This window comes from Intestinibacter sp., from assembly GCF_034113885.1.
In the GTDB taxonomy this organism is placed as follows: domain Bacteria; phylum Bacillota; class Clostridia; order Peptostreptococcales; family Peptostreptococcaceae; genus Intestinibacter.
In genome coordinates, this window is sequence record NZ_JAXEWM010000032.1 from 1 (window position 1) to 9,483 (window position 9,483).

8 protein-coding genes and 1 other annotated feature are annotated in these 9,483 nt (G+C 31.2%); of the genes, 7 read left to right on the forward strand and 1 reads right to left on the reverse strand.

Annotated elements, in window-relative coordinates:
* Positions 1-162: 162 nt before the first annotated feature.
* Positions 163-678 carry a TraR/DksA family transcriptional regulator gene (locus tag SPD90_RS02000; protein ID WP_320625918.1) on the reverse strand — a complete coding sequence of 172 codons (516 nt, stop codon included), beginning with the start codon at positions 676-678 and terminating at the stop codon, positions 163-165.
* Positions 679-957: 279 nt separating this feature from the next.
* On the opposite strand from SPD90_RS02000, the gene SPD90_RS02005 reads away from it, so the two are divergent.
* From SPD90_RS02005 to SPD90_RS02035, 7 genes are all read left to right on the forward strand, one after another.
* The gene (locus SPD90_RS02005) at positions 958-2,214 is read left to right on the forward strand and encodes a 30S ribosomal protein S1 (RefSeq protein WP_320924153.1); all 1,257 of its coding nucleotides are present in this window, start codon (positions 958-960) and stop codon (positions 2,212-2,214) included.
* 104 nt (positions 2,215-2,318) lie between these two features.
* Positions 2,319-3,032, forward strand: a complete 714-nt coding sequence (locus SPD90_RS02010) for a phosphatase (protein WP_320924154.1) — start codon at positions 2,319-2,321, stop codon at positions 3,030-3,032.
* Between the two features lie 180 nt (positions 3,033-3,212).
* Positions 3,213-3,432, forward strand: a binding site (T-box leader).
* Between the two features lie 345 nt (positions 3,433-3,777).
* Positions 3,778-5,523, forward strand: coding sequence for a 2-isopropylmalate synthase (gene leuA / locus SPD90_RS02015; protein WP_320924155.1), 1,746 nt, complete (start codon positions 3,778-3,780; stop codon positions 5,521-5,523).
* 109 nt (positions 5,524-5,632) lie between these two features.
* Positions 5,633-6,922 carry a 3-isopropylmalate dehydratase large subunit gene (gene leuC / locus SPD90_RS02020; RefSeq protein WP_320627338.1) on the forward strand — a complete coding sequence of 430 codons (1,290 nt, stop codon included), beginning with the start codon at positions 5,633-5,635 and terminating at the stop codon, positions 6,920-6,922.
* A 1-nt stretch (position 6,923) separates the two neighbouring features.
* Entirely contained in the window at positions 6,924-7,409 is a 486-nt protein-coding gene (leuD, locus tag SPD90_RS02025; RefSeq protein ID WP_290690938.1) for a 3-isopropylmalate dehydratase small subunit, read from the forward strand.
* Between the two features lie 27 nt (positions 7,410-7,436).
* Positions 7,437-8,507 (forward strand): 3-isopropylmalate dehydrogenase, encoded by a 1,071-nt coding sequence (gene leuB, locus SPD90_RS02030; RefSeq protein ID WP_320627336.1) that lies wholly within the window; start codon positions 7,437-7,439, stop codon positions 8,505-8,507.
* Between the two features lie 287 nt (positions 8,508-8,794).
* Positions 8,795-9,483, forward strand: a 689-nt coding sequence (locus SPD90_RS02035) for an RNA-guided endonuclease InsQ/TnpB family protein (RefSeq protein ID WP_320924156.1), incomplete at its 3' end; no start/stop codon positions are given.

Consider the following 9,483-nt stretch of genomic DNA (forward strand, 5'->3'; position numbering starts at 1 on the left):
AATATTTTGGATTTTTGAATGTTAAAGTTAAATAAAAAAATTTTTTAATTTAAAAATCGTAAAAAAGATTGCATTAAAACCTAAAATTATATACAATAAATATATACATATAGTGCCCAGTTATTTAAATGTATTAATTATTTACCAAGAAGAAGGTGGTTCTCACCTTCTATTTTTTTTCGAGTCTGTAGTATTTTGTATACTATTTTTATTCAAATCAGTTAAATTCTTAGTATATTCTGAGTAAAAGTGAGGATTTTGATTTATATTATTTAAATCGTAACGTTTGCCTTCTTCAGGCGGAGTTTCCAATTCCTTTGCACAATTAGAGCACAAATTAGTTTCGGGAAGTATATCAAGTCTCTCAGGTTCTATCTCTTTATGACATTTTTCGCAGTATCCAAATGAATTATCATCAACTCGTGATAATGCATCCTCGATTTTTTGTAGTTGATATTCTTGATGATTTGTCAAGCTGTTTTGCATATCGTTCATATATACTTCGGTACCGATGTCGCCTGGATGATTATCATAGCTAGATAATTCTCCTGAGCTGTATCTTTCACTAGTATGTGCTGTTGTATCTCCAAATAGTGTGTTGTCCTTCATTTCAGAGATTAAATTTTCTAATTCGGCTTTTTCTTTTTTTAATTTTTCTTTATAATTATTTGTGTTCATTTTATCATTCCTTATTTAATATAGTTAAAAATTAATTTTAGTATATGGATTATTTCAAATGATATGTATTTTTTTTAATAACTTTTAACAAGTTGATGTAAAATTTAAAAAAATTTAGTATAATATTAGGGTATGATAAAAAACTTATTGTAAAAATATATAACGAAAATAAAATTTATGTATAAATTTTGTAATAAAACTGTAGGTATTTTAACGATTAATGGTATAATAATACTTATAGGATTAATAAGATAAACGTGTGAAAGGATGTATTTTAATATGACTAATGAATTATCAATGCAAGAACTGTTAGATCAACAAGAACAACAGTTAGACAAATTAAATGTAGGGGAGCTTATAACTAGTTCTATCACTAAGGTAACTAATGAGGTAGTTGTTGTAGGTTTAGAATGTGGATTTGACGGTATAATACCACTAGATGAGTTAAATATAGAAAAGGGTAAAGAAATAGCTGATGTTTACAAAGTAGGCGATGAAATAACTGCAGTCATAACAAAAGTGTCTCTTAAAGATGGTACTGTAAGATTATCAAAGGTACAAGCTGATCAAAGAAATGATGTATTAGAATTAGAAGAAATATTCAACGAACATAAAATAGTAACTGTAACAGTTGAAAAAGCTATACAAAGAGGTGTATTTGCAAAATATAAATCTCTTCAATTATTTATACCAATATCTCAAATAGATACTAAATTTGTAAACGATACAAATGAATACTTAAATGCTAATTTAGAAGTTTATGTAATAGAATTTAACTCTGGAAGAAACAAATACGTTGCATCTCATAGAGAAGTATTACAAGAAAGAATAGACATAGAAAGAAAAGAAAGAAGAGAAAGAATCAAAGCTGAAAGAGAAGCAGAAAGAGCTAGAATAAAAGCTGAAAGAGAAGCAGAAAGAGCTAGAGTTAAAGAAGCTAGACAAGCTATATTTGATTCTCTTGAAGTAGGACAAAAAATACATGGTAAAGTAACTAAAATAATGCCTTATGGTGCTTTCATAGACATCGGTGAAGGATTAGAAGGTTTAGCTCATATAAACAACTTAGCTTGGAAGAGAGTAGAATCTGTAGAAGCTGTTGTTGCTGAAGGTCAAGAATTAGACGTTTACGTATTAGATGTAAACAAAGAAAACAACAGAATAGCTTTAGCAGTAAAAGATATAAACAACGATCCATGGGATTTAATAGCTAAAGAAGTTGCTATAGGTGATGTAATAAAAGGTACAGTTGTTAGAACTATAGATAGAGGAGCTTTCGTTGAAATCAAAGAAGGTGTAGAAGCTTACTTACCAATATCTCAATTAAGCGAAAACAGAGTTCCTACTGTAAACAGTGTAGTAAATCCTGGAGATGAGATAGAAGCTAAAATATTAAACTTCAATCCAGAAGATAAGAGAATGTTAATATCAATAAAAGAAGTTAACGCAGAACCAGAAGAAGATATTACTCCATTTATTAAACCTGCAGAATCTTTAGGTGCAACAATTGGCGATGCAATAAAAAAATCTGAATAACAAAGTAGTCTTAGGTTAGAGATTATTATAAAAAAGAGCTGTCTCATATATTGGGACAGCTTGAATACATTTTAGAATAAAATAAGACATAAAGGAGTGTTTTAATGAAGGCAATAGTGGATATGCACACACATACAGTTGCAAGTGGACATGCTTACAGCACAATAAATGAAAATGTACAATTTGCAAAACAACATGGAATAAAAATTTTAGGAATGTCTGACCATGGACCAAATATGTTAGGAGGTCCTGAATTATACTTCTTTAATAATTTAAAGGTAATTCCAAAGGAAATAGACGGAGTTAGAGTTCTTAAAGGAATGGAGGCCAACATATTAGATGCTGAAGGTAATTTAGATAAATTAGATCCTAGAGCTTTACCAGGGCTTGATTACTTGATAGCGAGTCTTCATACGATTTGCATGAAGCCTTCAACTAAGGAGGATAATACAAATGCTATATTAAATGCTATGGACAAGGAAAAGGTCAAAATAATAGGCCATCCAGACGATGGAAGATATCCATTAGATTACGAGCCTATAGTAAAAAAGGCAAAAGAAAAAAATATATTATTAGAGGTCAACAATTCGTCATTATCACCAAATACTTTTAGAAAAGGTGCTAGAGAAAATATAAAGACATATTTAGGGCTTTGTAAGAAATACGGAGTTAGAATTATAATGGGAACAGATGCTCATATATGCTATGATATAGGTGTTTTTAAATATGCTGAAGAGGTTATAGAAGAAGCGAATTTCCCTAAAGAATTAGTTATAAATTACTGGGAAGATCAAATAAAAGCGTTTTTCAATATATAGTAAAATGGAAATTTTAATTTGAAAATTCTGATAAATTAAGTTTATTATATTTTAGGAAATAGTCAAAATAGATAAAATTATTAAATAAAATAAAAAAATCTGATAAAATATGTTGACAATAAATGGAAAATGATATAATATTTTAATTAAGCTAGGAAAAACACAAATTAAAAGCGAAAAACAAAGGCGTTGAGTAGAAGTAGTAAGAATTTATGAAGCTTACAGAGAGCCAAAGGTAGGTGTGATTTGGCAGTGGATGAATCTGAACTTGTCTAGGAGCTGTTTACCTAGGGTAAAACGTTAGTCTACGTTACAAGGCATACAGTTTTTAACTGTTACAGAGTGAGCTTTTTATAAGCTAACTAGAGTGGTACCGCGAGAATACAACCTCGTCTCTAATTTTTAGAGACGGGGTTTTTTAATTTACAAATGATTTTAGACAAGGCCAGTCTAAATCAAAATTTTTAATATGAAATTTTTTAATACTTTAATAACTTGGTAAAAATTAATAAATAACTGGGACTCGGATAGGGCACAAGAGTTCAAAATAAAAAAATAATAGGGAAAATAAAAATTTAAAAGGCACAAATTTAATTACAAATACAAAATCATATAGTAAATTCTATAAAATAACTGGAAAACGGGAATAATAACAAAAATAAAAATCAGAAAATACTGAATATATTGAAAATACTGATAATATTTAGGGTAATGTAAAAAAAATTAATACAGGGGGATTTTAAATATGAAGAATAATGAGTTTAATTATAAAAAATATGTGAAACCAGACTTTCAACCAAAGAACTTTACAAATCGTGAATGGCCAGACAAAGAAATAACTAAAGCACCTATATGGTGTAGTGTAGACCTAAGAGACGGAAATCAATCACTACCTACACCAATGAGCGTAGACGAAAAAATGAGAATGTTCAACATGCTACTAGAAGTCGGATTTAAAGAAATCGAAATAGGATTTCCATCAGCATCACAAACTGAATACGACTTTTTAAGAAAATTAATAGATGAAAACTTAATACCAGATGATGTAAAGGTACAAGTTTTAACTCAATCAAGAGAACACTTAATAACAAAAACTTTTGAAGCATTAAAAGGATGCAAAAACGCAATAGTTCATTTATACAATTCAACATCAGTACTACAAAGAGATGTAGTGTTCAACATGAACAAAGAGGAAATAATAGATATAGCAGTTAAAGGGGCAAAATTAATAAAAGAAGAAGCTGCTAAATATCCAGAAACAAACTTCCAATTTGAATATTCACCAGAAAGCTTCACTGGAACTGAAATGGATTATGCATTAGAAATATGTGAAGCAGTTATGGATGTATGGGAACCAACTCCAGAAAACAAGATGATAATAAATTTACCATCAACAGTTGAAATGACTACACCAAACAGATATGCAGACCAAATCGAATGGTTTAGCAAAACTGTTAAAAATAGAGAGTGTGTATCAATAAGCTTACATCCACATAATGATAGAGGAACATCAACAGCTGCAGCTGAATTAGGATTACTTGCAGGAGCAGATAGAATAGAAGGAACTTTATTTGGGAATGGAGAAAGAACAGGAAACTTAGACATATTAATAGTTGGTATGAATATGTACTCTCAAGGTATAGATCCTGAACTTGATTTTTCAGATATAAACGATATAGCAGAAATATATAAGGATTGTACAAAATTAAGTATTCATGAAAGACATCCATATGTAGGAGATTTAGTATTCACAGCATTCTCTGGATCACACCAAGATGCTATCAGAAAAGGTATGAAGGCGAGAGAAGCAAGAAACGAATACATTTGGCAAGTTCCATATTTACCACTAGATCCTCACGATTTAGGAAGAGAATACACAGAAATCATAAGAATCAATTCACAATCAGGTAAAGGTGGAGCAGCTTACATTATGGAAAGCGAATTTGGATATAATATGCCAAAAGCTATGCAAAAATACTTTGGTAAAGTTGTTAAAAAATGTTCAGATTCAATGGGAAAAGAACTTTCTCCACAAGAAATATTTGGATTATTTGAAAAATGGTATATCAATATAGAAACACCATATAAATTAACAAAATACAAAATAAGCTCAGCAGATTCTGGTTTATTCGATGTTGAAAGCGGAGATGTTGCTACAAATATGTTAGAATTAGAAGCTATTATAAACTTCAATAACCACGATTATACAATAAAAGGAACTGGTAATGGACCAGTAGATGCTTTCAGTAATGCGTTAATGGAACAAGATGAAGAAGAATTAAAACCACTTAAAAATTACAAGTTCGTACATTATCATGAACATGCTCTTGGTGAAGGTTCACACGTTAAAGGTGTTGCTTACATACAAATCGATACTGGTGCTACTGAACCATACTTCGGAGTTGGAATATCTGAAAACATAAATACAGCAGCTATAAGCGCACTTATGCATGCTATAAACAAGAGCTATATAAAAATGAATGTAGAATAATAAAAATTGATATTTAGATACATAGGCTTTAGCTTTTCGGCTATAGCCTATGAAATTTAATATTGAAAATTGGAATATAGAGTAATATATAAATGAGGAGGATACTACAATGGGAATGACCATGACACAAAAAATCCTAGCAAAACATGCAGGGATGGACGAAGTAAAAAAAGGACAATTAATAGAAGCTAACCTAGATTTAGTATTAGGAAACGATATAACTACTCCAGTTGCAATAACTGAGTTTAATAAATTAGGAATAGATGAAGTATTCGATAAGACTAAAGTTACAATAGTTTGTGACCACTTCACACCAAACAAGGATATAAAAAGTGCAGAACAATGTAAGGTGGCGAGAACTTTCGCTAGAGGAAAAGAAGTAGTAAACTACTTTGACGTAGGTCAAATGGGTATAGAACACTGCTTACTACCAGAAAAAGGATTAGTAACAGCAGGTGATGTAGTAATAGGGGCTGATTCACATACTTGTACATACGGAGCACTTGGTGCTTTTTCAACAGGTATAGGATCAACTGATATGGCTGCTGGTATGGCAACAGGAAAAGCTTGGTTTAAGGTTCCTGGAGCAATCAAATTTGTTCTTAAAAACAAACCAGCTAAATGGATAAGTGGTAAAGATATAATCCTTCACATAATCGGTGAAATAGGAGTTGACGGAGCTAGATATATGTCAATGGAATTCACAGGAGACGGTGTTGGATACTTGACAATGGATGACAGATTTACAATCTGTAATATGGCTATAGAAGCAGGAGCTAAAAATGGTATATTCCCTGTTGATGAAACAACTAAAGAATACATGGCTGCTCATCCATGTGCAACTATAGAAAAAAATCCAACTGTATACGAAGCAGACGAAGATGCTGAATACGACAGAGTGATTGAAATAGATTTAAGTCAATTAAAACCAACAGTAGCGTTCCCACATCTACCAGAAAATACAAAAACTACTGATGAAATAACTGAAGATATAAAAATAGATCAAGTAATAATCGGTTCTTGTACAAACGGTAGAATAGAAGATATGAGAATAGCTGCAGAAATATTAAAAGGTAAAAAAGTTGCTGATGATGTAAGATGCATAGTTTTCCCAGGAACACAAGCAATCTATCTTGAAGCAATAGAAAAAGGATATATAACTGATATGGTACTTGCAGGAGCTGCAATTTCAACGCCAACATGTGGACCATGTCTAGGTGGACATATGGGTATACTAGCAGCAGGAGAAAGAGCAGTATCAACTACAAATAGAAACTTTGTAGGTAGAATGGGACATACAGAATCAGAAATTTATTTAGCAAGTCCAGCAGTTGCAGCAGCATCTGCAATAACAGGAAAAATATCATCACCAAGTGAAGTTTGTGGAGGGGAAAAATAATATGTTAGCAAGTGGAAAAGTTTTTAAATATGGAGATAATATAGATACAGACGTAATTATACCAGCGAGATACTTAAATACACCTGATATGAAGGAATTAGCATCTCACTGCATGGAGGATATAGATACAGAATTCGCTAAAAAGGTACAAGAAGGCGATATAATAGTAGCAAATAAAAACTTTGGATGCGGTTCTTCAAGAGAACACGCTCCAATAGCTATAAAAGAAAGTGGCATTTCATGTGTAATCGCATCTACTTTTGCTAGAATTTTCTACAGAAATGCGATAAATATAGGGCTTCCAATTCTTGAATGTGATGAAGCAGCAAAGGGAATTGAAGAAGGCGACAAGGTTGAAATAGATTTTAACACAGGTATAATCAAAAATGTAACAAAGGGTGAAACTTACCAAGCAGAACCATTCCCAGAATTTATGCAAAACATAATTCAAAATGGTGGTTTAATTAAATCTATAGAGAAAAAATAAATAAGTCAACCAGGGGGATTATTATAAATGGATTTTAAAATAGCAGTTATAAAAGGGGACGGTGTAGGTCCTGAAATTATAGACGAAGGAATAAAAGTTTTAAATAAAATAGGTGAAAAATACAACCATAAATTTGAATGTACAAATGTTTTAGGTGGTGGAGCAGCTATAGATGCTACAGGAGTTCCACTTCCTGAGGAATCTTTAAATACATGTAAAGCCAGCGATGCAGTTCTTCTAGGAGCAGTTGGTGGACCAAAATGGGACAACATACCAAGCGAAAGAAGACCAGAAAAAGGCTTACTAGCACTTAGATCAGGACTAGGATTATTCGTAAACCTAAGACCTGCTACTATGCACGAAAGCATCAAGGAAGCATCTCCACTTAGAGCTGACATAGTTGAAAAAGGAGTAGACTTTGTAGTTGTAAGAGAGCTTACAGGTGGAATTTACTTCGGCGAAAGAAAAACAGGCGTAGAAGACGGCGTTGAATTTGCATACGATGTAGAAAAATACGACGAAAACGAAATCAGAAGAATAGGTAAAAAAGCTTTTGAAACAGCAATGATTAGAAATAAAAAATTAACTTGTGTAGATAAAGCCAACGTTCTTGACAGTTCTAAATTATGGAGAAAGGTTTTAAACGAACTTGCAAAGGATTATCCAGAAGTTGAATTATCATACATGTATGTAGACAATGCGGCAATGCAATTAGTTAAAGATCCTTCTCAATTTGATGTTATCGTAACTAACAACATATTCGGTGACATAATATCAGACGAAGCTTCAATGATAACAGGTTCTATAGGAATGCTACCATCAGCTTCAGTTAGAGGAGATGACTTCGGTATGTACGAACCAATACATGGTAGTGCACCTGATATAGCAGGTCAAAACGTAGTAAATCCAATCGCTACAATATTATCAGTAGCTATGATGCTTAGATACAGCTTCAAATTAGAAGAAGAAGCTAAGGCTATAGAAGCAGCAGTTACAGAAGTTTTAAATGCTGGATATAGAACTAAGGATATTTATAACGGTGTTGGAACTGTAGTTGGAACTAAGGAAATGGGAGATTTAATAGCAAAACAAATATAATGTAGGTGAATTTTAGAGGCATGTAACAGCTAATATAAATCTATAAAAATCCATAAAACCATAGTATATTTTTATGGATTATATATAATGCTATTGAAGTAATAAATAAATGAAATATTACTCAATATTATAATTTGAAAATAAAATAGAAAAAACGGTTCAAACGCTTAAAAATTGAGATAAGTTTATAACAGATACTGGAAGAGAAAATAACACTGTATTTATTTGTAGGCTTTAGGAGAATATAGATAATAAAGCTAAGAAAATAATTGAGGAGTTAATATAGTATGATAAAGACATTCAAAATAATGCTAATTCCAAATAATAAACAAAAGACTAAATTATTTCAATCAGCAGGCGTAAGCCGTTTTGCCTATAATTGGACATTAAATACTGAACAAGAAAATTATAAAAATGGCGGTAGCTTTTTATCAGATAACGATTTAAGAAAACAATTTACGAAATTAAAAATGACAGAAGAATATAAGTGGCTTAATGATTATTCTAATAATATAGCTAAGCAATCAATTAAAGATGCTTGTTTGGCTTACAAAAGATTTTTTAAAGGGCAATCTTCTTTTCCTAAATTTAAAAGTAAAAGAAAGTCTAAGCCTAGCTTTTATGTAGATACTGATAAAATCCAGTTTACAGATACCCATGTTAAACTCGAAAAGTTAACATTAAGCAGAAAGAAAAATAAACAAAAGTTTAACTGGATAAAGCTTGCTGAAAAAAACAAAATACCAACAAATAGTAAATATCTCAACCCAAGAGTAACCTTTGATGGTATTAACTGGTGGATTAGTGTAGGTATTGTGTATAATGATAGCATTGAAATTCCAACAAATGAAGGAATAGGAATCGATTTGGGTGTAACAGATTTAGCAATATGTAGTGATATTGATAAGCCTTACAAAAATATAAATAAAACTCAAAAGATAAGAAAGTTAAAAAAGAAAAAACGTAGGTTACAACG